Below are 26992 nucleotides of genomic sequence, written 5' to 3' on the forward strand. Positions count from 1 at the left end.
TCGCAGGCAAGCCAGCTCCCACCTTTGGATCTCCAGCTATTTTGATGTTTTTACAAACCCCGGCTTGAGCCCAAACACCTCGACACCTTCGGCGGTTGACTGTCCTGTGGTGACTTTCACCCGCTCAACCGGCTTATCCATCGCGGCCCGATATTCCACGCTCATGTCCGGCTGGATCGCCTGGCTCGGCACCACAATCGCCTGCGCATTGTTGTAGGTGACGATGGTCAACCGCGCACTCATCCCCAGCCGCACCCGCTGCAATTGCTGCGCAGTGAGCGTGGGGATCGACAAGGTGACCGGAAACTGCGCGCTGCCCTGACTGTCGCTGGCAATCGCCAGGCCGCTGACCACGCTGACGGAACCGGTCAGGCGCTCGCCGTCAAAGCCATCACCCATGACTTCCACGGCCTGGCCCTGATGCAACTGGTTGATGTCCAGTTCCGACACCTTGGCGACGATTTTCAGCCGCTCGATATTGGCCAGCCCGAACAGCACCTGGCCCTGGCTGACCTTGCTGCCGGCCTGCACCGGTGCGTTGTTATTGGCTCCCCCTGGCGAGGAGTTATTGCTGCCCGGCGCCGGCACGACGATGCCGGAGAAGGGCGCCTTGACCTCTTGGCCGTCGAGCAGCTTATGCAGGGCGTCGTATTTCACCGTGGCGTTGGTCAGCTCCATCTCGGCGATCTGGCGGTATTCGCCTTTGCCCTGATCTTGCGCCTGCTGCAGCTCGCTGCGGGCCGAGGCCAGGTCCAGTTGTTGCTGTTGGGTCTGCTGCTTGAGATCGTCCAGCTCGTTGCGCGGGATGATGCCGCGCTTGAACAGGTTTTCACTCTCGGTGAGTTTGCGCTGGGTGTTGCCGGCGGTCATTTCTGCGGTGCGCAGGCTGCGGCGTGCGCGGCTGACGGCGGGACTGCTGTCCCAGTCTTGCATCTCTTGCACGGTGCGCCGGGCCTTGAGCTGGGCGGAAAGCGCGTCGCGCAGTTGCACTTCGAGGGTGGAGGGGTCCATGCGCAACAGTACCTGGCCGGCCTCGACGCGTTGGCCTTGTTCAACCAGGTTAACCAGCACATTGCCGTCGAACGGCGCGGTGAGGGTGATGGTGGTGTCGGGTTCGATCTTGCCCACCAGGCCTATCTGGTGCACCAACGGGTCGGGCTTGACTGCCAGCCATTGCTCGGTTGCGGCCGGCTGATCGGTAGCCGGGCTGCGCAGGGCAATGCCTGCGCCCGCCAACAGCACGACGATCACGGCACCCAGCAGGTATTTTTTATCAGTAGTCATTGAGGGCGATTTCCCAACTTTCCAGCGTCATGCCCAGGGTCAAATCGAGCTGGGTCTGGGCGTTCAGATAAGCGATCAGTGCATTGAGCCGCGCGTTTTCGGCGTTGCGCAGGTCAGTTTCGTAACTCAACACCTGGAAGTTGGTGGAGCGCCCGGCACTGAGTTTTTCCCGCTCGATTTCGATCTTGCGCCGCGACAGCTCGACGGCGCGCTGGGAAATTTCATATTGGCGCCAACGCGTGCCCAGGTCGCGCACCACATCGTTGACACTGCGTTCCAGTTCCTGGCGCGCATCGGTGATACGGATCTCCTGGTCTTCTACATTGACCCGCGCGCGCACCTCGGCCTGGCGGGTGCTGATGTCGCCGATGGGAATCTGCACCTGCACCCCGGCGTAGCTGTTCCAGGTGCGGTTATTGTTGTTGCCGCTGTCATTGTTGCTGTAGGCATCGCGCAGCTGGTTGGCGCCCGCCACCAGGTCCACCTGCCAGCGCCCGGAGTCTTTGGCGATCACCAGGTTGAGGTCGGCCTGTTGGCTGCCGAGCAGGGCGGCGAGGTACTCCGGCTGCTGGGTCTGCGCCAGGCTGAAGGCCTGGCGTTTGTCGATGTTCATCGGCTTGGCTTCCAGGGCTTCGCTGGCGCGGATCGGCGTCGACAGGTCCAGCGCCAGCAGGCGCAGCAGGGCCAGGCGGCTGGTGTCGAGTTGGTTCTGGGCCTCTTCCACGCCCAATTGCTGGGTGGCGATATCGGCTTCGGTCTGCACGATTTCGAACTCAGCCATGCGCCCCGCGCTGATCAGCGCCTTGTTCACGTCCAGCAAAGTGTTGGAGCGTTTGAGTGCGTCCTGGACGATGCTCAACTGCTCTTGGGCGCGCAGCAGTTCACGGTAGGTGGCGATGATCTGGCTGATGGTCTGCGCCACGGTGGCCTTGAGGTTCAGGCGGTTGGCCTGCTCCGACAGGCGCGACAGGCGCAGCGGCGCGGTGGTGGCGTCCCAGCCGCCGCCGCGCATCAGCGGTTGGATCAGCGTGAGGTCGAGGCCGTCGCTGCGGTAGCGGCCGGCGCGGTCGGCGTTGTTCAGTTGTTGGGTCCAGGCCATGCTCAACTGGGTGCCGTACTCACTGAGCAAGGTCGCTCTCGGCGCCAGGTTGGCATTGCGCGCGTTGTCGGCCGAGCCGCGACTTTGGCGGTAGTAACTGTTCAGGGAGAGCTTGGGGTTGAAGGTGTCTTCGGCCACCCGCAGGTCGAACTTTTGCGCCACGCGTTGCAGGTATGCGCTGCGGATCGCCGGGTTTTTGCGCAGGCCCAGGTACACCGCATCACCCAGGGTCAGCGTCGTGACCTGGTTATTGAGCGACACACTGCGGTCATAGCCACTGCGGGTGGTGCTCGGCGCCGATGGGTTGATCACCACATCGGCGGCCATGGCTGGCAGGCTTGCCAGGGCGAGTAACCACAGCCATTTATTCATCGCGCAGGGCCTCCACCGGCTGCAGCCGCGAGGCCGAGACCGCCGGGTAGATGCCAAAGAACAAACCCACCAGCAAGGTGCTGCCCACGCCCAGTGGCAGGGCGGCAGCGGCCAGGGCAAATTCCCAGCCCGACAGCCAGGCGTAGAGCCACGCGGCGGTCATGCCCAGCACCGCACCGCACAGCGCACCCACCGCCGTCAGCGTGACCGCTTCGAGCAAAAACAGATTGCGGATGTCACGCTGGCGCGCGCCCAGGGCCATGCGGATGCCGATTTCGCGGCGGCGCTCCGAGACATTCATCAGCATCACGTTCATCACGCCGACACCGCCACCGACCAGGGAAATCGCGCCCAGCGCCAGCAGCAAGTAGGCGAACGTGCGGCTTTGCCGGGTCATGCCATCGATCATTTGCTGGGGCACCTGAATGTCGACATCGTGGTCGGTGAGCTGGCTTTTCAGGGCAATCGCGGCCTCACGGGCGATGCGCTCCATGTCCTGGCCGGGTGCGGCGCGGATGATCACATTGCCGATCTGCGGCGTCGGGTAGATGCGCCGCATGCCTTCGGCGGGGATAAACAGCGATTCGTTGGCCTGCACCGGCATCAGCATCGCGCGGGGTTGGTTGTGCAGGATGCCCACCACCAGGAACAGGTAATCGTTGATACGCACACGGTCGCCCAGCTTCAGCGGGTTGCCCGGCGTGCCCAAGGCCTGGGCGACTTGATCGCCGATCACGCCGTAGGTTTCGTTGGCGTCGAAGGCGGACAGAAATCGCCCCTCGCGCAGGGCCAGGCGCATGGCGTCCTTGATATCCGCGGTGCTGCCGACGAAGTTGGCGTTGGCCGTGCGGCCTTGGAACACCAGCGGCCCGCTGAACAGGCTGAGCGCGCCGATATGAGCAATGCCCGGCACCGCCTGGCGCACCGCGTCCAGGTCAAGGCTGGCGCGCATCGGTGCATTGCTGTTGCCTTTGGGCGGGAACTGGACGATCAGGGTGTCGGTGCCCATGTCCTTGAAAATCATCGCAGCGTCCACCGCCGCGTTATGGCCGATATTGATCAGGGCCACCACCGATGAGCTGCCGATCACAATGCCCAGCAACGCCAGGATCGAACGTTTGCCCAAGGTGCGCAGGCTCACAAAGGCTTCATGCAGCAGCTGGCTCAGGCTCTGTTCGATCCGCTGGCTCATAGGCGCCCAGCCTCATGCACCACGCCATTGCGCACGAGGATCTTGCGCTCCAGGCGCTCGGCGATGTGTGCATCGTGGGTGACGATAATCAGCGTCACCTGCTGCTCGCGGTTCAGGGCCAGGAGCAGGTCCATGATCTCCTGGGCAGTGGTGCTGTCGAGGTTGCCGGTGGGTTCGTCGGCGAGGATCACCGACGGCTTGCCGACCAGCGCGCGGGCGATCGCTACGCGTTGGCGCTGGCCACCGGAAAGATCGGCCGGGCGGTGGTGGGCGCGCTCGGCCAGGCCGACTTGCGCGAGCATGCGCAGCGCCTGTTCCACCGACTCATGGCGCGACACGCCACGGTAACTGAGGGGCAGGGCGACGTTGTCCAGGGCACTGAGGCGTGGCAGCAGGTTGAAACTCTGGAACACAAAGCCGATCTGCTGGTTGCGGATCGCCGCCAGCTCATCGGGTGTGGCGCTGAAGATATCGTGGCCGGCAAAGTGGTACTGGCCGCCGTCGGGCAAGTCCAGCAGGCCAAGAATATTGAGCAGGGTACTTTTGCCGGAGCCTGAGGCGCCGAGAATCCCGCAGCTGTCGCCGCGGGCGATGGACAGGCACACGTCATTGAGAATCGACAGGTGTTGCCCGGCGAGCTGATAGCTCTTGCCGATGCCTTGCAGGGAGATCAAGCCTGGGTGCGCGGGGGTATCTGTCATCATGACTACGCCTGCAGTCTCGACGCTATCGCCACGCCCCCGGCAAAGCCTTGTAACAAGTTCGGGAACTGCCTGATACGCGCCACGGACTGGTTTTATTTCTTGTTTTTAAAATATTGTTTGAATAGTAACCGCGATCAACGCGCTTCGCCAGCCATGGATGTAGAGCGGTTTCACCTCTTGTTACGATTTGCCGGTCGTTCGGCTGCGGCGCCTGAAAATCCCTTCGGCTACCCTCGACAGGCCTGTTTATACAGGCCTTTCGTAGCATGGCGCAGTGTCACTACTTGCTTTCGAAGGGCTGCCCCGGTATAAAAAATCAAATTATTTTTTAAAACAATATTTCCCACGTGGAACCTTTCATGGTCGCGAAGAAACTCAGCGCTCCAAACGTTACCAAGACTCGACTGCTGGATGCGACAGAGGCTCTTTTCATCAAATACGGCTATGACGCCGTGTTGCTCCGGCAGATTACCGAGCGCGCCCAGGTGAACCTGGCCGCCGTGAACTACCACTTCGGGGACAAGGACTCCCTGATGAAAACCCTGCTGATGCAACGCCTGGAGCCGCTCAACGAGCAGCGCCTGGAGCTGCTCGCGCGCTGCGAAGCCGAGGCCGATGGCCCGCTCGACTGCGACACCTTGCTCGGCGTGCTGTTCGCCCCGGCCATGGGCCTGGAGCGCAGTGATCCGGCCAGCGGCGAAGGGCGATCATTTATCCGTTTCCTGGGCCGGGTGTACAGCGACACCTCGCCGTTTATCCAGGAATACCTCAAGGTGCATTACCAGCCGGTGTTCCAGCGCTTCTTCGAAGCCTTCGCCCTGGCCCTGCCGGATCTGCCACGCAATGAGCTGGGCGTGCGCCTGCAATTTGCCCTCAAGGCGATTTCCGGGGTAATGGCCGGCACTGAACTGCGCCTGCTGATGAACTCCATGAGCCTGGGCCGCCCGGCCACGGATGCCGAGGTCATGGCCAAGCTGATCACCCTGGTCTCGGCCGCAATTCGCGTACCGCAGCAAAGCCCCGAAGCGGAAACCGCACTGGCCAAGGTGCTCGACACCCAGCGCGCCATTCGCGAACAAGCCGCTGCGCCCGCCACCAAAGCCGCACGTTAAATCCCTAAATCCAAAGCAAAAAAAACCCGCTGGGGCGGCGGGTTTTGATGTGCAGCGTTTGTAACGGATGAGGCTTCACCCTACGGCTGCGGATGTGAATAAATCGTGAAAAAAATGTAAGAAAATGGCTGGGGTAGACAGATTTACGCTGGTCGCGTGGTCTGTCGGATTTTACCTACGCGCCAGCCACTCGTCGCCACTGTCAGTTCTGACAGTAGATTTGCCGATTGCTCCAAGCGCCTTATTTACCTTGCTCGTCGCGCCTTTCCTGCGCGGCCTTAATCCAGCAAGGTGATAACTATGGCGACCTATGAAGAAGACCTCCTCCCCCCTTTTCTTAATAGTTTCACCGTCGATCTGACAGATACGAACAAGGCTAAGTACCCTGAAAAGTCCAAGATTGGAGCAGGCCGGCGCGCATTATATCCCTACGGGTTATTCTTAGTTCCCTATTGGCCCGGTCTGGTGGCTAGCGATTATCTCGGCCTGCGCGTGGGTAATTTGGGGGAGGCGATTGCATCAACTAAGTTCACGGTTGAGGATATCGAAAAAATCGATAAAGATGGTCTTCCCCATCACATTTTTGAAGTTCCAGCCAATAAGCTGGCAGAGGGCGACGCCGTCCCGTACTTCTGTCGGGTGGTGCGTAGTAGTGGGAATGAAAGTCGCTCGCCGATTCAAACGATGCTCATCAAGTTGACAATTCCGGGGGGGTATGATCGCAGGCCTTGGGAGCCCTGGCACAGTGGTTTCATTATGTGGATCGAAGATTTCGCCCCGGGTTCGATCATTAATGCGGAGGTTGCTGCCGGTGGCCTGACGTGCCTGATTCAACCGTATTTGAATATTCGTTCGAACGACATAATCACAGTTTCCGTTGATGGGAGGCCGGTGACCCACATTGTGAGTCCCGCAGAGGCAAAAAGTACTCAGCCGATCAGGATCCCTATCGAGGAGGCAGATCTGCTCAAGATGTCGAAGAAGGGTACAGTGGGGTTCGCATTCACAGTTGAAGATGTGGTGCAAAACAAACCTGAAGGAAAATATACGTATTCCATGCCCTTGGAATATATCAGTGAACTTGATACCAGTCTTGTGGATGCTCCGATATTTTTGGTGGCCGGTGAGGTTGCCTTACAACTTGATCTGGACGAACACAGTCAGTCTGCTCTCAGCGTAGAAGTCTCATTAGTGATAAAAAATGTAGTACTTAAGTCACCCAATGAGGTCCATGTGGCGCTGGAAACGAGGGATAAGCTTGGTAACGTGGAAACGGTATTTTTGCCGATAATTAAGGCTACGGGGCGCAGGACTATAGAAGTCCCTATTCCCAACAGTATTGTCACCAAGTTGGCGGGAGGGCAGTTCCGGGTGTCGTGCAAGTACAAAACGCCTGCGGGGGTGGAACTCGGTACATCCGGTAGTATTTTGATCAGGGCGGTGGGCACGCCGACAATAATGCCGCCGGTTAAGCTACTTCCTCCGTGTCGGGGAAGGGTTATTCCTCGCGATACAACCGCGTCTGTAGAAATGCCTTACTACTCGCCTCACGACGAGCAGAATGTGGAAATTATTTATGCCAGTGATGCATCAACGGGCGGCTCGCAACTTGTTCCCTTCATAGAGATAGCTGGCCCACAGGGGGATATACGACAGCTTGCCAAGGCGAAATTGCAAGTTTTTGATAAAAAAGGGCCTTTTAACCTTTATTACCAAACCGACGACGGTAAAAGTCGCCCGGGCTCTATTCGCAGGTCAGAGCCATTGAGTGTCGAGATTGGAGACGTTATTGCAGAGTTGCAAAAAATGCATGTTCCAGATGCGTTGGATGGTAACGTGGACCTTGCTAACGTTTCGGGTACCTACATTGAGGCATTCATTACCTACACCGGCACGGTCGAGAAGCAAAAGGTGAATTATACTTTTGTTGGAGAAACGTCATCGTCACAAAACTTTATCACGGGCACCATTTCTATCAGCGCGGCGCTAGCCGGTGTCAACCTCACGCAACTGGGCATACGTATACCCCTGGATTTTCTAAAGGCAAATAATAATAGTAGTTTCAAAGTCTACTATAACGTGGAAACCCCGGGCTCACCGTCTACGTTCCTGTATTCGGAACAACATGAGATCAGCGTTGGTCCGCCAGTAGTACTCCAACCACTTCAAATTCTTGAGGCTGATAAGGTCAATGGAACGCTCAAACCGAGCAAGGTCACTCAGGGAGCGACCCTGCGTATCGGTCATTCGCCGGTAATAGGCGGTGTGGTTTCCTGGCAATGGTTTGGCAAGTATGATGTCAGTCAAATTGAGGGAAAAGCATCTGTAGACCCTAAGACTGGTTTCGTCGATGTGGATATTCCGTACGATGTGATCGCAAAAGGTCTACGTCCTGATAGCAACAATATTACCGTGACAGCTGTTTTGAATAAGGGGAAAAGGAGTTACCCGTTTGAGACGTTGAATATTCTGCTGCTGCCTCTCAAGGTTCTGCCTACCCCTTATATCGATGGGTTTGAACACTCGACAGTGCTGCCGATTGACCAAGTAGCCGAAGGGGCTTGCATCAATGTGCCTGTGTGGGACTTCATGCTGGTAGATGAGGTGAAATGGTGCACGTGCAAAGGTACCTTGGAGGACGGCGAGGCGTATATAAAGGAAGTTGTTATCGCCGAAAAGGTTACCGAGAACGAACTTCAAAAAGGCGTTTCCATGCTGGTTCCGGAGGGCTTGGATACTCTCAAAGAGGGGAGTCCTTTCACGATCAGTTTTTTGGCGAGCTTTCCAAAAATCCCTAGCTTGCAAACGGCAACACCGTTTCCAGTGGCAAACTATATTATTCAGAAACTGCCCATGGAGTTGCCTTATCCAACCCTTAACGGTGTTTCAAGCACCGCGCAGGAGATTACGGTTGATCCGTTGTCGCTTGAAAAGAGCACCAGCGTTACGGTTAAGATTCCGAATGGAACCGTGAAGGACAGCGTTACGCTGGATTGGATTTTCCAGGACGGCACTAAGTATTCAAAGACCCTTCCAGGCACTGCGGGTGGTACGCTGGTATTTGATCTGACGCCGGCTCAAGTGGTGCACAATAGTGTAAACAGTGTGATTCAGTTGCAGTGTTTTCTTGTGAGGGGTGGGAAAACAACACCGTCGAAAGTGCAGACAGTATTGGTTACTACGATTGCGCCCGCTAACCTTCCGAAGGCAACGATCAATAATCAAGCTGCTGGTACCACCATCGATTTGAATACCTTTGCCGGCAATACACGAACGGACATGGTCACGTTCCCACTGTGTAAAGCAGGGCAAACACTATGGATTGACCTTATTGGTGGTGGCAGGTCGGTGGAAATAGTGCCCGCTCATACCATCACTGTGGATGAAGTAAAAAATGGTTTTGTCAATATGCCCGTATTGCGTGGCACGCTGACGGCACTGCCTAGTGGTACGACGTTTCAATTGGAGGTGAGGGTTGCCTTCAATGGCGGTGTGGACAAAGCTCGAGCGTTGGTGTTCCCGTTGGCGCAGTATGTCAAGTCTGATTCATTTGCCGCCCTGACCACTAGTTTTATGTACGGAGTAGGGCCTTGGGCGTTAGGTAATAACGCAGATCGAGCCAGTATTGAAGCATCAGGCTTGAACATACGTACGCATGCGGATCGATCGAATTATGCCGGTGTAGTAGTAACGACTAATTCAAATTTTTATATAGGCCATAGATATCGGGTTTCATTCTACATCTTTAATTATTCCCCATCGGGCGGGATCAATGTGGATCCCTCACTCGCGATATTCGTAGGCGGTGTACAGATGTCGGGTACGATCGTGCCGCCCAAAAATACCTGGTACATGTTTACCGCAGACTTTGGCGTTTCGACGAACGGAACAAAGGCGGTTGTCCTTCACAATTACCAGAATAGCGGCTGGGGTAACGATTTTTTCGTTCACTCGGCCTACATTTCTCGCCTGACATGATCTTTCCTCGCTGAACAATCGGGACAGCTCTACCCAACCGTAGGCTGTCCCTTTTTGCACCACTCAAATCTTCCAATGACTTGCCGTCTTCGCCAGCAACTGCCGCATCGCCTCCACATTGCCGACCAGTTGCAACGTCAACAACCGATACCCATCCAATGCACTTTGCACCGGTGCATCCAACCCAGCTTCATCCGCTGCGTGCACCGCAGGCCGCTCCAGGCGCTCGGTAAAGCCGGATTTCAGTGCGCGCGCCATCCCCACCAATTGCACGCGAATCTGCCGGTGCTCGGCCTTTAACATCACTTGCATCCGCGCCATTGCCTGCTCATCACGCGGGTCCGGCCGGGTATTGCCAAGAATCTCCAGGGTACTGATGCACATGCGCAGGTGCCGTTGAATCATGTCCAGCTCGGTCATCGAGATACGCACTTCCTTGGACACCGAAGGCATCAGCGAGCGCAGTTGCAGTATGGCGGCATTCAGGCGGTTGAGCAGCTTGAAGTGTTCATCATCAGTGACTGACTGGCCGTTGATGATGCGACTGTAAATCGCCGCACAGTCGCGCAGTGCGCTGGCCATGTTGTAGCGCCACGAATACACCGCGTACAGCGGCAGGGCAAAGGAAAACGCCAGTGCCAACACGATGCCGATAAGGATATCGACGGTGCGCCACAAGCCATCCGAGATCGGGTTGTCGCCGTGGCCGGCGACGATAAACACCGTGATCGCCGACAGCAGCGCGATGTAACCGCCTTTGCCGATGGCGTGATAGGAAAAGAACCCGCACACCACCGACATCAGCAGATAGGTCAGCAGCGGTATGCCGAAATAGGCCTGTTGCACCACCAGCAGCAGGCCGACGCTGGCACCGATCAGGGTGCCGTAGGCGCGCTCCACGGCTTTTTTGCCGATATTGCCGTGGTGCTGCAAGCCGCCGATCACGATCAGCATGGTCACCGAGGCCCACTCGCCGTGGGGCAGGTTGATGCCGGTGGTGAGCAGGATGGTCGCCAGCAGGCCGATGGACACGCGCACGGCGTGGATCAGCTTGGCGTGGCGGTAGCGGCGGTAGGGGTCGAGCAAAGGGCGCAGCAGGCGCCGGGCGAAGAAGGGCAGGTTCATCGGTATTAAAGTGGCCTCATTATGCAGGGTGGACCGGATCGCGTGTGGGAGCCGGGCTTGCCCGCGATGCAGGCACTTCGGTCTTTCAGTCAGACCGCAGTGATGCTATCGCAGGCAAGCCAGCTCCCACTCTGACCTGTTTATACAGGGAGCGGCGCTGTCTTCAGAAAATGTAATCCGTGGTCAAGAAACTCGAATCTCGATTACGCAAGATATCGCTGACCAACGCCTTGTTGCTCTCCTGGAACTTGGTCGCCACCAACGTGCGGATCGAGAACACGCGCAGCGCGTCATGCACCGACAGCGTGCCCTCGGCCGAGTTCTTGCGCCCGTTGAACGGGAAGGTGTCCGGCCCGCGCTGGCACTGGGCGTTGATGTTGATACGCCCGACCTGGTTGGCAAAGGTGTCCACCAGCCGCCCGACTTCCACGGCGTTGGTGCCGAAGATGCTCAACTGTTGGCCGAAGTCCGAGTCCAGTACGTATTCGATCACGGTCTCCAGGTCACGGTACGGCACGATCGGTACAACCGGGCCGAACTGTTCCTCGTTGTAAACGCGCATTTGCGGGTTCACCGGGTACAAAACGGCGGGGTAGAAGAACGAACCGCGACTTTCGCCGCCATTGGGGTTCACCACCTTGGCGCCGTGCTGCGCGGCGTCGGCCACCAACGCGTTGAGGTAATCGACCTTGCCGACTTCCGGCAACGGCGTCAGCGATACGCCGTCTTCCCAGGGCATACCGGGTTTGAGCGTCGCCAGTTTGCTGTTGAATTTCTGGATGAAGCTGTCGACTACCGCTTCGTGCACGAACAGGATCTTCAGCGCAGTGCAGCGTTGGCCGTTGAACGACAGGGAGCCAGTGACCGCTTCGCTCACGGCATTGTCCAGGTCGACCTCGGGCAGCACGATGCCGGGGTTTTTTGCGTCCAGGCCCAAGGCTGCGCGCAGGCGGTGTGGCTTTGGATGCAGCTTTTTCAGGTCGCTGGCGGCCTTGTTGGTGCCGATAAACGCAAAGATATCGATTTTGCCGCTGGCCATCAGCGCGCTGACGGTTTCGCGGCCGCTGCCGTAGATCACGTTGATCACGCCGGCCGGGAAGCTGTCGCGGAACGCCTCCAGCAGCGGGCGAATCAACAGCACGCCGAGCTTGGCCGGCTTGAACACCACGGTGTTGCCCATGATCAACGCGGGGATCAGCGTGGTGAAGGTCTCGTTGAGCGGGTAGTTGTAAGGGCCCATGCACAGCGCCACACCCAGTGGCACGCGGCGGATCTGGCCAAGGGTGTCCTGTTCCAGCTCAAAGCGGCTGCTGCGGCGGTCGAGTTCCTTGAGGGCGTTGATGGTGTCGGTGATGTAGTCGCAGGTGCGGTCGAATTCTTTCTGTGAGTCCTTGAGGTTCTTGCCGATTTCCCACATCAGCAGCTTGACCACCGCGTCGCGCTGTTCGCGCATGCGTCGTAAAAAGGCTTCGACATGCTGGATACGTTCGGCCACGCGCATCGTCGGCCATTCACCCTGGCCGCGGTCATAGGCGCGCACGGCGGCGTCCAGGGCGGTGAGGGCGGTGTCGGCATCCAGCAGCGGCGTGCTGCCGATGTGTACGCGCTCATCGCCCAGTTGCACCGGGCTTTGCACCTTGGCCAGCGGGCCGTTCCACACCTGCAACTGGCCGTCGACCAGGTAATCACGCTGTTCGATGGGCGCGGCCAGGCGGAATTGCTCGGGAATTTCGCTGGCGGCGGTGGGAAACAGCTGGGCGAGCAGGTTACTGGTGGTCATATCGCTACCCCTGGAATAGTTGCAAAACATGACTAGAGAGTCACCCATCCAAGGGCTGTGTGGCAAGCGCCAGACGCGTTACGAAGGCGCGCACGCACTCGCCGGCCGTCAGGCTGCCGATGCTCACCAACACCGTCAGTGGCAGGAACGCCACGCCGGTGCGCAGCGGCGAGACCCCCAGAAATACAGGCTGAGTACAAACAGCAGGCCATACAGCAGGCCGTGGCGCACGCCTGATTGATCAGCGCCAGGGATTCGCGTGCGGTGCGGGTCACGCCCAAAGGCTGGGGCGCAGTTCAAGGCGCAATTGGGCCTGGAACCGCGTGATCTGGAAAACCTTGAGCAAAAGCCCGCGCTGGCCGGTTAAACTGCGCGGCTTTTCAGAAGGAGTTCACATGAGTCACTACCAGCCGGGCATTCTTGCCGCACCGGTGCCGTTGCAGGCACGCCATCTGTTTTTTGCCGTTGATGCACTGGCAGCCGTACCCGCCGCGTTAGACGCGCTGGTGCAGTTGGCGGACGCGGGCGCAGTGGTCGGTGTTGGCGAGCCGCTGGTAACTTCGCTCGGCGCGCACATTGAAGGGCTGCGCGCATTCCCCGCCGTTACTGGCCCAGGCGCCCATAACCCGTCCACCCAGCAGGCGTTGTGGGTGTGGCTGCACGGTGTGGATCGCGGTGAACTGCTGCTGCGCAGCCGCGCATTTGAAAAGGCCCTGGCTCCGGCATTCCGGCTGGTGCAGATGACCGAAGGCTTCCGCTACAAAACCGGCTTCGATTTGACCGATTACGAAGACGGCACCGAAAACCCCCACGACGCCGCCGCCGTCGAAGCCGCCCTGACCGACAGCGGCGCCAGCTTTGCCGCGATCCAGCAATGGCAACACGACCTCGATGGTTTTGCCGCGTTGCCCGCCCAGGAGCGTGACCACATCATCGGCCGCCGCCATGGCGATAACGAAGAGCTGGACGACGCCCCCGAATCCGCTCACACCAAACGCACCGCCCAGGAAAGTTTTACCCCGCAAGCCTTTGTGGTGCGCCGCTCGATGCCGTGGGCCGAGAACGGCCAGGCGGGGTTGATGTTCCTGGCGTTTGGGCATTCCTTCGATGCGTTTGAAGCGCAACTGCGGCGCATGAGCGGGTTGGAAGACGGGATTGTGGATGGGTTGTATCGGATCAGTACGCCGCTGACCGGTGGCTACTACTGGTGCCCACCGGTGAAGGATGGGCATTTGGACGTGAGCGCACTCGTCTGATCCCCCAGATCTGAAACAGTGTGGGGGGCTGTGGCGAGGGCGCTTGCTCCCGTTCGACTGCGCAGCAGTCGCAGCTATCCTGGGGGCGCTTCGCACCCCAGCGGGAGCAAGCTCCCTCGCCACACAAGCCAGCTCCCACAGTTTGATTGTGTGGGGGCGTAGATCACGCCACCCACTGGCGCTTATCGTCACCATCCACCGACGGCTTCATCACCTGCACCGGCTCGGGTTCCAACCAGGTGGGCGCGACGAACCGATAACCCAGGCCCGCTGCGGTGGCGATGTAGAACGAGTCATCGTCGCCCAGCGCGCGGCGCAGGGTCTTGATCTGTGTGCGCAGGTTGCATTCCTCCACCACCAGCCTGGGCCAGGCGATGTCGAGCAATTGGTGTTTATGCAGCAATTCACCAGGCCGGGAGGCGAGGGCGATCAGCAAGGTCAGGGCGCGGTTGCCCAGGTTCACGGGTTGCCCATGCTTGAGCAGCAGATAACGGTGGGGCAGCAGTTGGAACGGGCCGAAGTGAATGCCGAAAGAGGCGTCATCGGTGAGGTGGCTGCGAGTCGAGTACGTCATGTCAGTTAACCTTTGTGCGTGGACATTGCAGCCCGACGCGGCTCCTTTTTACGCCGGGTTGCCAGGGAGAGTCAGGTGTTGATCGCCGGGATCGGGTCAGCCGGATAATCGCCATCCATCGTCGGGCCACCGGTGAGGCCGTATTGCTGCAGCACAGGTGTCAGTTGCCCGTAGAACGCGTCTTGCGCCTTGCCATGGGCATCGGCCAGGGCGAACGGTAGGAACGCGCTGCCGATACCCCCGAGAATCGCCGTGGCGCCGCCAAGGATGCCGCTGATGGTGCCGGCCACTGCACCGATTTCGGTGGCGCCATACAAACCGGCACCGGCTTCCACCAGGCCGGCGACGGCCGCACCTGTGCCGAGCACACCGGTGGCCACCGAGAAACTGCCGGTGAGGTAGTCGCCTTTTTTCAAGGAGTCGACCCCGCCGATAATCCCGATCACGCCGCCGATAATGCCGCCGGCCGAACCGATGATCTTGCCCGCCGCGCCGATATTGGCGATCTGTTGCGCCGACAGCGGGCCTTTGCCCACCGGCACTTTGCCGGGGAAATCGCCAATGGTACCGCCGTCCGGGCGGTTGACCCAGGTGACGCCATAGCCGGCTTCCTTGGCGTATTTGGTCCCGCCTTCGAGCAGCAACCCGGCAAATTGCAGGCCCGCCGATACGCGGTTGGCATCCGCCACCGGGGTGGTGCTGCCGCTGGCCGAACGCGCCATCAGCACGCCGCTCATCAACACCGCGCTGCCAATGTGCAGCAGGCCTTGCTTGAACGCCGGGCTGACATCCCCGAATTTCATACCTTCGATAGCCTTGGGCAAGGCATCGGCAATCTTGTTGCCCTGACGGCCGATGTCCCATACCGACCGCAGCATCGACACCACCTGTGCCGGGTCGATCTTGCCGCCGTCGGAGGTGGTGAACATCTCGGGGTCTTTTTGCTGCGCGTCGTTGATCGCAGCGGTGACTTTGGCGTCGTCGAAGTTGCCGTTGCCATCGCCGAGCGTGACGTTCAACGTGTCGGTGGTCGCACCGCCGAGCAACGCATCGCCGAGGTTTTCGTTGAAGTTGACCTGCAAGGTCGCCGCGTCATCCGCCGTGGCCTTGTCACCCAGAAAGGCCTGGGCCGACGCGGTGCTGGCGGCGAAACTGCTGGCCGCCACGGTCGGGTCCAGGCCACCGGCTACCGCATCGGTGAAGGCTTTGCCGGTCACCAGCTGGTTCTTGTAGTAGCTGAGAATCGCGTCACTTTGCCCGGCGTTGGCCGCCACCTTGGTCAGGTCCACATGGCCGTTGCCACCCAGTGCGAGGTTGGCGATCGTCGCGTCGTTGGCGGCGTTTTGCAGGCCCATGCCCATGTCGATCTGCTTGCCGTTCTGGTCCTTGGCATTGAGGTTGTCGTTGAGGTTTTTGCCCGACTCGATGCCACCTTCAAAGTAGTTCTGCATCGCGACCTTCATGCTCGGGTCGCTGCTAACGATATCCCTGAGCGCGGGGCCGCGATTGTTCTGCAGGAAGCTTTGCACATCCGGGTCTGCCGACAGGGTCTCGATGCCGCTTTGCAGCTGCGCCTTGATCTTGTCTTCGTTGGGGTTCAGGCCCCAGTTGGGCGAGGTGTACTTGTCCATCAAGCCTGCGTTGCCGACGTAGTCGCTGACCAGCAGGCGCGTTTGTGCATCGGTCAGTTGCACCATCACGGCGGCTTTTTGTTCGCCGGTGTAGTTCTGCGGGTTGGCAAGGATATCGGCGGTGAGCTTGGAGGTATCCACACCGGCGACGGCATCGCGGGTGGCGGCGCCGTCGAGGAAGGTCAGGGTGTCACTGTCGTTTTTCGGCGCCTGTTTCTCCAGCCATGCGCCGATGTTGTCGCGGGTGCCGATGTTGTCGGGTTTGCCGGTGGCGGGGTTGTCACCGCCGGTTTCCAGGGCGTGGAACAGACCGGGGCGCGACCACATTGCTGCAGCGCCGGTCAGCTCGTTGCTCAAGGCCGAATCACTGCCCAGGGCTTGCAGGTTATCGGGGCGGATCATGCCGTCGTTGCTGCGCTGGTTATCACCTGGACGCATGGCAGTGCCGGAACTGGCGACCAGGCTTTCGTTGGCCATCACGATGGCGGCGGACTTGGCGTTGGCCTTGGCCAAGTCGCCTGGGTGGCTGCCCATAAAGCTGCCATAGGACTTCGCCGCCGCGCCGATATCGCTGTTGGTGTTGCTGATGAAATGGTCAACGTCGGAATGGGTAATCACATTGTCAGCTTTGCCGCGACCACCGCTGTCCAGCGCAGCCATCAGGTTCGGGCTGCTGGCCACGTACTTGAGCACGGCCTGGGCTTCGGGCGGCAAGCTGGTCGGCGGGTTGGCAAAGTCGATCGGCGCGCCGTGCAGGCCCCAGGCGTCCCAGTTCTGCGAGAGCAATTGCGCAGCGGCGCGCGGGCGGTTCAGGTCGAGTTGTTCTTTGGTCGGTGTCGTGCTGGGGTTGCCAGTGATGCTGTTCCAGTCCTTGGCGCCGGCCACACCGAACGACGAGTTGTCGATCCACGAAGTATCGGAGGCGCCTGCGGCACCGGTAGTACCGGCGTAAAGCTTGGCGACTTGGTCGTACAGGCCAGGGGTGATGTCCTGGGACACGATCACTTTGTCGCCGGACGCGGTCTGGTAGCGGATCAACCCTGGCCCGACTTCCTCGGGCGGGCCGATATGGGTGGCCGGGTCGATACTCTCGTTGGGGCCGGCCAGGCGATAGCCTTCGGCGCCGCTGGCATTGATCGCCGACAGCTTGGTGAAGTCGCCACTGACCTGATCGAACAGCTGCGGCGTGTCTTTCTGGCTGACCACCACCTTGTCACCCGAGGCGGTCTCATAGCGGATCAGCCCGGGGCCGAGTTCAGTCGGGCTGCCGATGGCCGTGTAGTTGCTCAGCCCCGGTGCCACGGTGCTCGCATCGGCCTGGGTGTAGCCGGCCGCTTTACTGTCACTGAGGTTTTTTTCGAAGCTCGCATCGTTCTGTTGGGTGTTGTACTGGTTGACCAGTGTTTCGTAGAGACGCGGGTTGTCGCTCTGCTTGAGAGTGACTGGCTTGTCGCTGCCCAACGGTGTGTAGGTGATGCTGTTGTTCACCGGCGCCTGAACGTTTTGATAGGGCAGTGGGATCGACGGGCCACGGATCTTCGACGGGTCGAAGGTCGGCTGGTTGACGGCGGTGTACAACGCGGTTTCGAATTTTTTCTGCGAGCCGTCTGTGCCTGGTGTTTGCGCAGGGTCACGACTACTTGGGATCGCTGGCATACATGCTCACCTGGAAGTTGTTTCATATATCAGGGCCTGCACACTGACTATTTAGCTATTAGTGCATCTGTACTAATCAGGCGCAGGAAATTAGTTGCCCGCGAGCATTAAGGTCGCTCGCGCCGAGCTATGAAACGCGATGAGTAAGTCGCTTTTGTTACAAATGGAAATATCTGCGAAGTTGGGCAAAAGGCTATTAGCGAAAAATGTGAAGTCGATACAAAAAAGACGTCGACGTCGTGACGGACTGCGCGTTTTTACGCTGTAAACCTGCCGGCTATTGTTCAAGAGAATGTCGGGGTGTGCGTGCAACGCCGCGTAATAAGGGGCTTTGGCCTTGTTTGAACGTTTCGCTAAAAGTTCCGCGGGCGAACCGGCATGAGTTTTTTTCAACGCCGGGTTGAGCCAAACAATTCACACCTTGTAGCCGAAACGTTTCACAAGCTTTCACAACGAAGGCGTTTTGTTCGTGAGTAGTATGGCCCCCATGCAAACCAACGACGGTTCGAACGCTCACTGTCTGACGTTTTGGGCATTTACCGGGTTTGCATACTTTCAGCTTGCTGTTGCGCAACTGAATAACTTCCCTATCGATGCAAGGAGATGAACATGGCTGATGTCCCACCAGTAAAAGCCGGCGGCGCCGACGACGCTATCGCGAAGATGGAAGCGACCTTCAACATGGCTATCGAGAAGTCGGCCAAGATCACCGAAATCAGCACCGCGAAAAAAGCTGAGCTCGACGCCACCAAACAGCGTCCGCAGAACTGATTTGCCAAACGGGCGGCGCTGGCGCTGCCCGTTTACCTGCTGATTCTTGACCCCGTTGCACATTTTCAAGGGGGCAAACCCACACATGACAGCCTTGATTTCTTTGGGGCCGGTGGCTGCGACTGGCGCACCGACCCTCACTGTGACCGCCGGTTTGCACCAGGGCAGTTCCCTGGTGCTTGATCAGCCTGTCTACACCATCGGCGCGGACCTCGCGGCCGACCTTGTGCTCAGCGACCCCGGTATCGCCGGCCTGCACCTGCGCCTGCGTTTTGAGGGCGGCCATGTGGCGGTCGAAGCCTTGGGCGGTGAGGTGCTGGTCGCCGGCACTGTGCGAATTCCCCGGGGCAATGGCCATCGCGCGCGACTGCCTTTGCAACTGCGCATCGGCACCGCCGGTGTGAGCCTGGCGCTGCCTGAAGAGGCAGAACAACCCTCCCGCGCTCCGCGCAGATCAGCGCCTTGGATTGTCGCGCTCGGCCTGCTGTTTATCTGTGCAGGGGCACTGGCCTTTCGCAGTGACCCGCCGTTGGCGCAGGCGGCGGCAGTGGTCGATGTGCCGGCGATTAAACAGCCGTCCCGCGAACAGGCCAAAGCCTGGCTGGAGCAACAGTTGCAAGCCGCCCGCCTGGATGCGGTGAGCGTCACCAACAGCAACGGCCAGCTCAGCGCCGAGGGCAGTTTCGAACAGTCACAAAAGCCTCAATGGCTGGCCCTGCAACAAGCCTTCGACCAGCGCTACGGCCAGCAGATCGTGCTCAACCCCCGCGTTGCCGCGCGTGCCGATGCCGCGAGCCCACGCGTGCGCTTCCAGGCCGTGTGGTTCGGCGCCCACCCCTACGTGATCAATGACAGCGGCAAGCGCCTGTACCCCGGCGCTGCGCTGGCGGACAACTGGGTGCTGGAACGCATCGAGAACAACCAAGTGATCCTCGCCCGTGGCGATGAGCGCTTTACCTTCACCTTATGAGTCGGTCTATGGGACGTATACACATGATCGTTCCCACGCTCTGCGTGGTAATGCCGCCCCGGACGCTCCGCGTCCTGAAATCAGCGCAATGCGTGACCCCTGCGCAAGGTGACGCAGAGCGTCACAGGATGCATGCCCACGCAGAGCGTGGGAACGATCAACAGGCCCCGGCATGAAAGTCGAACCCCGCCCGTTAATTCCCAGTGATGTGCGCAGCGCGCCTATCGAAGCGATTCACCCGGTCAATTCACGCCAGGCCACCGCCTTCGAAGCGGTGCTCAAGACCCGCAAGACCCAAACTCGCCGCTCGCTGCGCAGCGACCTCGAAGCCCTCACCAGCGCCGCCGGGGTGGACTCCCTGCTGTTCGGCAGCGCGCGTTCCCTGGAGCTGTTGGAGCATGTGATGGAACACATCCTGCCGAGCCTGGACGCTGAGCCCGAGATCAAGGCCCTGGCCCATGACCTGATCAGCGAAGAGATCGAGATGCGCCGCAACCTCGAACAGCAGCGCTCACAGGTGCATGCCTGATGGCCCGCGATAACGAGGACGCCGTGCAACTGCTCAAGGGTATTGGCGAGCTGTACCGGCGCAATGGTCAGTCCCAGCGCGCGCTGGTGATGTTGCTGATTGCCGTGAGTGTCGCGCCCCACGACTGCGTGCTGTTGCGCGCGCTGGTGCTGGCGTTCACCGACAGTGGCGATGCCACGCGTGCACTCGGCGCCCTCGACCGCCTGGTGGCGCTGGAAGGTGAGTCCGCCAGCCTGTTGCTGCTGCGCGCGCGTGCGCTGTGGTACGGCGAGCGCAAGGACGAAGCGCGCCAGTGCTTCAAACGCTACTTAGCCGCACGCAGGGCCAACCCATGAGCGTACTCAATCGTCTGAACAATGTGGCGCGCATGGCTGCGCAGCGCACTGACGTGATCATCGTCGCGTTTATGCTGATGGCGATTGTGATGATGATCATCCCGCTGCCCACCTACCTGGTGGACATGCTGATCGGCCTCAATATTGCCCTGAGCATCCTGATCCTGATCGTAGCGTTCTACATCGGCCACTCCGTGGAGTTCTCTGCGCTGCCGCCGCTGATTCTGCTCAGCACCTTGTTTCGCCTGTCGCTGTCGATCACCACCACGCGCCTGATTCTGCTGCACGGTGACGCCGGGCATATCGTCAAGGCGTTCGGTGACTTCGTGATTGCCGGGCAAGTGGTGGTCGGCATGGTGGTGTTCCTGATCATCACCGTGGCGCAGTTCGTGGTTATCACCAAAGGTGCCGAGCGCGTCGCGGAAGTGGCGGCGCGCTTTACCCTGGACGCCATGCCCGGCAAGCAGATGAGCATCGACAACGACCTGCGCAATGGCGATATCGACCAGGCCGAAGCCCGCCGTCGGCGCTCGCGCCTGGAGCGGGAAAGCCAGATGTTCGGCGCAATGGACGGCGCGATGAAGTTCGTCAAAGGCGACGCCATCGCAGGGCTGGTGATCCTCGCGGTCAACCTGCTGGGCGGCATGCTGATCGGCATGCTCGAACGCGACATGCCGTTCGGCGTGGCGGTGCACACCTATTCGCTGCTGACCGTGGGTGACGGCCTGATCGCCCAGATCCCGGCGCTGTTGATTTCAGTCGCGGCGGGCACTGTCGTGACGCGCGTCAACAGCGACGGCGAGGCCGGCGACCTGGGCAGCGAGATCATCAAGCAACTGGGCGCCAGCTACCGTGCGCTGGGCCTGACGGCGCTGATCATGATCGGCGTAAGCCTGCTGCCGGGTTTTCCGACCTGGGTATTTATCGGTTTGTCCTTAGCCTTTGGCAGTGCGGCATTTTTGATGTATCGCCGGCAGGCCCGTCAGCCCCAGGGCGAACTTGAAGCGTTGGTGCAAGCACCTGAGCCGGTGGTCGAGGTACCGGCCGAACAGGATGACAACCTGCTGCCCGACACCCGTGTACTGCTGACCCTCGGCAGCGGCCTGTCCCAAAGCGCGCCGCGCCAGATGCTGCGCCAGCGTGTCGAAGCGCTGTGTCACGACATTCGCACCGAGCTTGGCGTGGACGTACCAGTGCCAGGCATCTACATGGAAGCCAAGTCCACGCCGGGCAGTTTTCGCGTGTCTTTGGAAGGCGTGCCGGTGAGCGAGGGCGAATTGCCGATCAACTGCCTGCTGTTGCAGGACGACCCGGTGCATGTGCAGTTGCTCGATATCGCTACCGTACAAGCCGATTCGCCGCTCAATGGCCGCCCTGCGCACTGGATCGAGCGTCAGCACGAAGACACCTTGCGCAATGCCGGCATCGGCTTTTTGCTGCCTGACGAAGTGCTGCGCGGTGTGCTGGAACGCAGCCTGCGCCGCTATGCCGCGGACTTCCTCGGCATCCAGGAAACCCGTCTGTTGCTCGAGCGCACCGAAGCCACTTACGGCGAGCTGGTCAAAGAGGCCCTGCGCCTGGTGCCGCTGCAACGCGTGGCCGAAACCCTGCGCTTGCTGGTCGGCGAAGGCGTGTCGATCCGCAACCAGCGCGCCTTGCTCGAAGCCATGGTGGAGTGGGGCGCGCGTGAAACTGATGCCGGGCGCCTGGCTGAGCATTTGCGTGCAGCGCTGGCGCGGCAGATCAGTCATCAGTATGCGGATCGCAACCGGGTGATCGGCGCACTGGTACTGGCGCCGGGCCTGGAAGACCAGCTTCGTGCGTCCTTGCGTCGCCAGGAGCCGCAGCGCGAGTTGATCCCCGAAGACGTCAGCCGCGCCTTGCTTGCGCAACTGCGTCAGGCTTGCGAGAACACCCGTGAGGCCAACAGCGCCGTGTTGCTGGTGCACCCGGAACTGCGCCGCAGCTTGCGTCGCCTGGTACTGCGCGGCGAGCTGGAACTGGCGGTGCTGTCGTTCCGCGAATTGGCCACCGAGTACAACCTGCAAGCGCTGGTGACCATCAGCCTCACCGATATTTCCAATCGCCGCGCGCCTGCTGCGGCTTCTGTCACTCCCCTGGCGTCTGCCTCATGATGCGTTTTTGTGTGTTGTTACTCGCTTTGATTGCGTGTGCCAGTCAGGCCCAGGACATTGCCCGAGGTGCTGGCGGCTCGATCAACCTGGCGTCCGGTGAAGGGCGCATTTTGCATTTCGTGGCGCCGGTGGATTCGGTGCTGGTGGCCGAACCCAATGTGGCCGACCTGCAAGTGGTGTCGCCCGGCACTATCTATATCTTCGGCAAGGCGCCGGGCAACACCAGCCTGATAGCCCTGGGCAACGACGGCAAACAACTGGCCAGCCTGACGCTTTCGGTCAGCAGTGACAGCCAGGCGGTGACCACGCCGATGCAGACCCTGCACCCCGGCAACGGTGCGCAGATAAGCGGCGCCGGCAACCGCCTGATTGCCAAGGGCACGCTCGGTTCGGTGGCCGAGGCCACCGACCTCAACGCGCTGCTCAACCCTCAGGGCCAAGGTTTCCAGAGCGCGATCAACACCAGCGAATATGCCGGTGCCGCCCAGGTGAACCTGCGGGTGCGCTTTGCCGAAGTGTCGCGTTCCGAGTTGCTGCACTACGGCGTGAACTGGAACGCGATGTTCAATAACGGCACGTTTTCCTTCGGCCTGATCACGGGCGGCCCATTGGCGGCAGCGACGGCCGGTGGCTTGGCGACGGCGGGCACCGGTTCCGGCAATGTGAATATCGATGGCATGCTCGATGCGCTGCAAGCCAATGGCATCTTGCAGATCCTGGCCGAGCCGAATATCACCGCCATGACCGGCCAGACCGCGAGCTTCCTCGCTGGTGGCGAAGTGGCGATCCCGGTGCCGGTCAACCGCGACCTGGTGGGCATCGAATACAAGTCCTTCGGTGTGTCGTTGTTGTTCAACCCGACCTTGCTGCCTAACGGGCGTATCGCCCTGCAAGTGCGCCCGGAAGTCAGCAGCGTGGTCAGCGGCGGCACTGTGGACTTCGGCAATTTCCATGTGCCGTCCTTCAGCGTGCGCCGCGCCGACACGCGGGTGGAAGTCGGCAGCGGGCAGACGTTCGCCATCGCCGGGTTGTTCCAGCGCGAGAGCAGCCAGGACATCGAAAAACTGCCATTGCTGGGCGACCTGCCGATCCTCGGCAACCTGTTTCGCTCCAAGCGCTTCCAACGCAATGAAACCGAACTGGTGATCCTGATTACCCCGTACCTGGTCGAGCCGGTACGCGGTCGCGGTCTGGCCACGCCCCTGGACGCCTTACCGACCACCGCCGCAGCCAGCGGACCGCGCAGCGGCGGGGCGTTCGGTTTCTACATGAATTGACTAAGGGGCCTGCCATGACTGTTTTGCGTGTGTTGATGCTGTTGCCCTTGGTGTTGGTGGGCTGCAAGACCCATTTGGCGCCGACGTATTACTCGCCCGAATACCGCGCCGATGGCGTGCCGAGCCAGTGCCAGCAACCGGCGGCCAAGGATGAGATTGGGTTGGATGAAGACTTCAAACCGACCTTGCCGTTGGGCTGCGCGAACAATTTGAACCTGATGCAGATGGTCGAGCGCAAGCAGGACCTGACCCAGGGCCGCGCGACCGGGCCAGCAATGGCCGCGCCGGTGGGCCGGGCAGCGCAGGTGTATATCGAAGGGTTCGACCGCGAGCAGTTGCAGCGGCGCAAGGACCAGCAGGAAGCCAAGGCCGGCGCTGCAGGAGGCCAGCAATGAGGCCCCAATGTGGGAGCGGGCTTGCTCGCGAAAGCGGCCTCATGGTCGACCACTACCCAACTGAAGCTACCCGGTCTAACTGTGGGAGCTGGCTTGTCGGATCGCCGCACCGCTGCGATAGCGGTGAGTCGGCGTACATATCCGTTGTTGTAGTAACGGCCACTTATGGTTCCGCTCTTACAGCGGCTCACTTTTGGAAAGACCCAAAAGTAAGCAAAAGGTCTTCGCACCACCACTCGGCACCTCGCTTAGGCTCGGTGTACCCTCACTCCGGCTTTGGAGCGTGGGCCGCCGCGATGGGCCATCCTTGGCCCAGCGCGGCTAACCCGGCGTCCTGCCGGGTTACCCTCGCTCCAAAGCCTGCGTTCGGCCAGCGTGGTTTAACGGGGCGACTCAGATCAACATCAAAAGCAGATCAAAAGCCAGATCACAAGCCAGATCAAAAGCGGGTTGGTCGTGTATCAGCGCGGGTCCACCAACCCCAGCTCCTTGGCTTGCGCCACCGGATCACTGATCGCTTTGATGCGCTTGGCTTCGGTCACCAACTGTGCCCGCTCAGCCGCCGGAATATCATCCAGCGCCAGCCCGGCAACCTTTTGTTCATACCCCGCCAACACCATCACCAACAGTTCATTACGCTGATGCCGTGGCAAGGCCCGGGGCGATTGGGTGACGGGGGCGATGGTGTCCAGCGCCTGTTGCGATTGCCCACCCAGCGCATAAGCCAGGGCCAGGTTGCAGCGGCTGTCGAGGTTGTCGGGTTGCAGGCTGAGGCTTTGGGCGAAGGCGGTTTGTGCGGCGACGGCCTGGCCGTTCAAGACCTGCGCGATGCCCAGGCGTGTGTAGGCGACCGGCAGGTGGTTGATCTCGGCGGCCTGGCCCAGCGCCGTGACGGCGCGTTGGGTCTTGCCCAGTTGCAACTGCGCGGTGCCAAGGCCGAGCAGGGCGTCGGCGTTGCGGGCGTCCAAACCCAGGGCTTGCTGGAAGGCGCGCTCGGCGCCCGACGCGTCCTTGGCGTCGAGCCTGGCCTGGCCGAGCTTGAGCCACAGGTCGATGCCGGCGCCGGGTTGCTGGGTGGCGCGCTCGTACAGCGCAGCCGCGCTGGCGTAATCGCCGCGCTTGTTCAGGTCGTTGGCCAGTTGCAGGGACTTGTCGGAATCGGTCGCAGGTTTGCTGGAGCAGGCAGCCAACAGCAGGGTACTGGCAAGCAGGAAATTCTTGGTCATCGTCACAACTCGTCGGGCGAAGGCGCAGGCCATGTAAGCATATTTTTCATGGCCATCCTATGCCTGTTCGGCGCCAGTTTGGCCCACGCGGCCGAAGCGCCCGAATGGTTTTCCAAACCCTATGCCTACGTGTTGGTCGACCAGGATGTGCGCGGCGCACTGGAAGAGTTCGGCCACAACCTCGACATCCCCGTGGTGCTCTCGGACAAGGTGCGCGGCAAGGCGCGCAGCACGATTCGCGCCGCCAGCGCCGGTGAGTTCCTGCAAACCCTGTGCAACACCAACGGCCTGACCTGGTACTTCGACGGCAACCTTCTGTACCTCAACGCCAACGATGAGATCGGCACAAAACTGTTCAAGGCCAACGCATTGAACCTCGACCAATTGCAGGCTTACCTCAACACCCTTGATGTGTTCGGCCAGCAGCTGTCGATGCGCAATGGCCCCGAAGGCGATGAAGTGTTCGTGTCCGGGCCACCGCCGTACCTGGCGCTGGTGCAACAGCACGTCGATCACCTGCAACCCAACGCCGTGGCCGCCCCGGTGGCCCGCGAGCGGGGTGTGCGGGTGTTTCGCGGCGCGCAAGTCAGTACCGAAACCCCAACCCAGTAAAGGAGCAGCACCATGTCCGTAACGGCCGTAGACAGCAACCTCGCCCCCGGTGGCGCCAGCCCTGAAGCCAAGTTCAATGCCGCGGTGGATAACGCCAAGGCCGCCGACAAACCGGCGGACACCTCGGACGCCGACGACGCCAAATTCAACGATGCGTTGATCACCCAGGCCGTCACCATCGGCGGCCAGTTCATCATCATGCCGAAGATGCAGGAACTGCTGAACGACGCCATGTCCGATGACGACGACGAGTAGGAGGCCCCTATGACTATCAGTCTCGCCGCCGGCGCCACGGCCTTGCCGCCGTCCGCCGGTGCGGGGCCCGCCGGGGCCTCGCAGAACCTGTTCGAACACATGGCCAACACCGCCAAGGGCATGCCCGAGGGCGCCAGCCCGCACCAGATCGGTTCGGGCTTGATGGAGCGCATGAACAGCTTTATCGACCGTTCGCGAGCGTTCTCCGAGCGTGCGGATTTGCTCACCAACAACCCCTCGGCGCCGCCACCCGCGCAGGCCGAAATCCGCACGGCCAGTGCTTCTCCCCAGGCTGAGTCGGGAAAAAAAGTTGGCGAGCAGCAGGTCGACCAGATCGTCCATTCCCTGGGCAAGATGTTCGACTACTCCATCGAAACCCAGATGGTGGTGCGCGGTGCAACGCAGATTTCCGGCTCCGCCAACACGCTGCTCAAGGGTCAATAACGCCATGCCAAGCCCAAACCGCGCCCTGCGCCTGTTGCTGATCGGCCTGCTGGCCAGTCTGTTGCAGGCGTGCAACACCGACCTCTATACCAACCTCAGCGAGCGCGATGCCAACGCCATGGTCGCGGTGCTGCTGCGCGGTGGTATCCCGGCGGAGCGCAAGACCCAGGACAACGGCCAGCTCAAAGTGGTGGTCGACGAGGAGCGTTTCGCCGAAGCCATGACGCTGCTCGACAACGCCGGCCTGCCGCAACAGAGCTTTTCCAATATGGGCCAAGTG

The 26992-nt window shown here is 60.6% G+C and carries 22 protein-coding genes and 1 pseudogene; 14 read left to right on the forward strand and 9 right to left on the reverse strand.

Annotation, left to right across the window (positions count from 1 at the left end):
* Positions 1 to 36: 36 nt before the first annotated feature.
* The 4 genes from FEM54_RS01515 to FEM54_RS01530 are packed head-to-tail and all read right to left on the reverse strand — an operon-like array spanning position 37 to position 4651.
* On the reverse strand, positions 37 to 1284 hold the full coding sequence (locus FEM54_RS01515; RefSeq protein ID WP_138449190.1) for an efflux RND transporter periplasmic adaptor subunit: 1248 nt from the start codon (positions 1282 to 1284) through the stop codon (positions 37 to 39).
* Positions 1274 to 2755 carry a TolC family protein gene (locus FEM54_RS01520; RefSeq protein WP_138449192.1) on the reverse strand — a complete coding sequence of 494 codons (1482 nt, stop codon included), beginning with the start codon at positions 2753 to 2755 and terminating at the stop codon, positions 1274 to 1276. The genes FEM54_RS01515 and FEM54_RS01520 overlap by 11 nt, the downstream gene beginning before the upstream one ends.
* Positions 2748 to 3947 carry an ABC transporter permease gene (locus FEM54_RS01525; protein WP_138449194.1) on the reverse strand — a complete coding sequence of 400 codons (1200 nt, stop codon included), beginning with the start codon at positions 3945 to 3947 and terminating at the stop codon, positions 2748 to 2750. Before FEM54_RS01525 ends, FEM54_RS01520 begins: the two co-directional genes overlap by 8 nt.
* The gene (locus tag FEM54_RS01530; RefSeq protein ID WP_138449196.1) at positions 3944 to 4651 is read right to left on the reverse strand and encodes an ABC transporter ATP-binding protein; all 708 of its coding nucleotides are present in this window, start codon (positions 4649 to 4651) and stop codon (positions 3944 to 3946) included. Before FEM54_RS01530 ends, FEM54_RS01525 begins: the two co-directional genes overlap by 4 nt.
* Before the next feature lie 359 nt (positions 4652 to 5010).
* Here FEM54_RS01530 and FEM54_RS01535 point away from each other — a divergent pair, with 359 nt between their 5' ends.
* Together FEM54_RS01535 and FEM54_RS01540 are read left to right on the forward strand one after the other, a co-directional pair.
* Positions 5011 to 5763 carry a TetR/AcrR family transcriptional regulator gene (locus tag FEM54_RS01535; RefSeq protein WP_099550527.1) on the forward strand — a complete coding sequence of 251 codons (753 nt, stop codon included), beginning with the start codon at positions 5011 to 5013 and terminating at the stop codon, positions 5761 to 5763.
* Between the two features lie 300 nt (positions 5764 to 6063).
* A complete protein-coding gene (locus FEM54_RS01540) occupies positions 6064 to 9741 on the forward strand; it encodes a hypothetical protein (RefSeq protein WP_138449198.1) in 3678 nt (1225 codons plus the stop codon).
* Between the two features lie 63 nt (positions 9742 to 9804).
* Here the strand turns inward: FEM54_RS01540 and FEM54_RS01545 are convergent, their stop codons facing one another.
* The gene (locus FEM54_RS01545; RefSeq protein ID WP_017137558.1) at positions 9805 to 10866 is read right to left on the reverse strand and encodes an FUSC family protein; all 1062 of its coding nucleotides are present in this window, start codon (positions 10864 to 10866) and stop codon (positions 9805 to 9807) included.
* A gap of 163 nt (positions 10867 to 11029) precedes the next feature.
* Positions 11030 to 12646: an NADP-dependent glyceraldehyde-3-phosphate dehydrogenase gene (locus FEM54_RS01550; RefSeq protein WP_138449200.1), complete on the reverse strand. Its 1617-nt coding sequence runs from the start codon at positions 12644 to 12646 to the stop codon at positions 11030 to 11032.
* A gap of 395 nt (positions 12647 to 13041) precedes the next feature.
* Between FEM54_RS01550 and FEM54_RS01555 the strand changes: the two genes are divergently transcribed.
* Complete coding sequence (locus tag FEM54_RS01555; RefSeq protein ID WP_099550525.1) at positions 13042 to 13902, forward strand: Dyp-type peroxidase; 861 nt, start codon at positions 13042 to 13044, stop codon at positions 13900 to 13902.
* 163 nt (positions 13903 to 14065) lie between these two features.
* On the opposite strand, the gene FEM54_RS01560 is transcribed toward FEM54_RS01555, so the two are convergent.
* Together FEM54_RS01560 and FEM54_RS01565 are read right to left on the reverse strand one after the other, a co-directional pair.
* Positions 14066 to 14476 carry a winged helix-turn-helix domain-containing protein gene (locus FEM54_RS01560; RefSeq protein WP_138449202.1) on the reverse strand — a complete coding sequence of 137 codons (411 nt, stop codon included), beginning with the start codon at positions 14474 to 14476 and terminating at the stop codon, positions 14066 to 14068.
* A gap of 71 nt (positions 14477 to 14547) precedes the next feature.
* A complete protein-coding gene (locus FEM54_RS01565) occupies positions 14548 to 17763 on the reverse strand; it encodes a type III effector HrpK domain-containing protein (protein ID WP_138449204.1) in 3216 nt (1071 codons plus the stop codon).
* A gap of 609 nt (positions 17764 to 18372) precedes the next feature.
* Between FEM54_RS01565 and FEM54_RS33810 the strand changes: the two genes are divergently transcribed.
* The 7 genes from FEM54_RS33810 (at position 18373) to FEM54_RS01595 (ending at position 24175) form a co-directional block, all read left to right on the forward strand.
* A complete protein-coding gene (locus FEM54_RS33810; RefSeq protein ID WP_016969018.1) occupies positions 18373 to 18534 on the forward strand; it encodes a hypothetical protein in 162 nt (53 codons plus the stop codon).
* 85 nt (positions 18535 to 18619) lie between these two features.
* Entirely contained in the window at positions 18620 to 19504 is an 885-nt protein-coding gene (locus FEM54_RS01570; RefSeq protein ID WP_138449206.1) for a SctD/MshK family protein, read from the forward strand.
* Positions 19505 to 19676: 172 nt separating this feature from the next.
* Positions 19677 to 20033 (forward strand): hypothetical protein, encoded by a 357-nt coding sequence (locus FEM54_RS01575; protein WP_138449208.1) that lies wholly within the window; start codon positions 19677 to 19679, stop codon positions 20031 to 20033.
* Positions 20033 to 20368 (forward strand): tetratricopeptide repeat protein, encoded by a 336-nt coding sequence (locus FEM54_RS01580; protein WP_017137566.1) that lies wholly within the window; start codon positions 20033 to 20035, stop codon positions 20366 to 20368. Before FEM54_RS01575 ends, FEM54_RS01580 begins: the two co-directional genes overlap by 1 nt.
* On the forward strand, positions 20365 to 22503 hold the full coding sequence (sctV, locus tag FEM54_RS01585) for a type III secretion system export apparatus subunit SctV (RefSeq protein WP_138449210.1): 2139 nt from the start codon (positions 20365 to 20367) through the stop codon (positions 22501 to 22503). The genes FEM54_RS01580 and sctV overlap by 4 nt, the downstream gene beginning before the upstream one ends.
* Positions 22500 to 23780, forward strand: coding sequence for a type II and III secretion system protein family protein (locus tag FEM54_RS01590; protein WP_138449212.1), 1281 nt, complete (start codon positions 22500 to 22502; stop codon positions 23778 to 23780). Before sctV ends, FEM54_RS01590 begins: the two co-directional genes overlap by 4 nt.
* Positions 23781 to 23794: 14 nt before the next feature.
* Positions 23795 to 24175: a hypothetical protein gene (locus FEM54_RS01595; RefSeq protein WP_017137569.1), complete on the forward strand. Its 381-nt coding sequence runs from the start codon at positions 23795 to 23797 to the stop codon at positions 24173 to 24175.
* A 461-nt stretch (positions 24176 to 24636) separates the two neighbouring features.
* Here FEM54_RS01595 and FEM54_RS01605 read toward each other — a convergent pair whose 3' ends face one another.
* Positions 24637 to 25401, reverse strand: a complete 765-nt coding sequence (locus tag FEM54_RS01605; protein WP_017137570.1) for a tetratricopeptide repeat protein — start codon at positions 25399 to 25401, stop codon at positions 24637 to 24639.
* A gap of 48 nt (positions 25402 to 25449) precedes the next feature.
* Between FEM54_RS01605 and FEM54_RS01610 the strand changes: the two genes are divergently transcribed.
* From FEM54_RS01610 to FEM54_RS01625, 4 genes and pseudogenes are all read left to right on the forward strand, one after another.
* Positions 25450 to 26013, forward strand: coding sequence for a type III secretion protein (locus FEM54_RS01610; protein ID WP_138449214.1), 564 nt, complete (start codon positions 25450 to 25452; stop codon positions 26011 to 26013).
* 12 nt (positions 26014 to 26025) lie between these two features.
* On the forward strand, positions 26026 to 26268 hold the full coding sequence (locus FEM54_RS01615; protein WP_017137572.1) for a hypothetical protein: 243 nt from the start codon (positions 26026 to 26028) through the stop codon (positions 26266 to 26268).
* 9 nt (positions 26269 to 26277) lie between these two features.
* The gene (locus FEM54_RS01620; RefSeq protein ID WP_017137573.1) at positions 26278 to 26712 is read left to right on the forward strand and encodes a hypothetical protein; all 435 of its coding nucleotides are present in this window, start codon (positions 26278 to 26280) and stop codon (positions 26710 to 26712) included.
* 4 nt (positions 26713 to 26716) lie between these two features.
* Positions 26717 to 26992: pseudogene (locus FEM54_RS01625) on the forward strand (type III secretion system inner membrane ring lipoprotein SctJ); the annotation flags it as partial.

It is taken from the genome of Pseudomonas edaphica (assembly GCF_005863185.1).
Lineage (GTDB): Bacteria > Pseudomonadota > Gammaproteobacteria > Pseudomonadales > Pseudomonadaceae > Aquipseudomonas > Aquipseudomonas edaphica.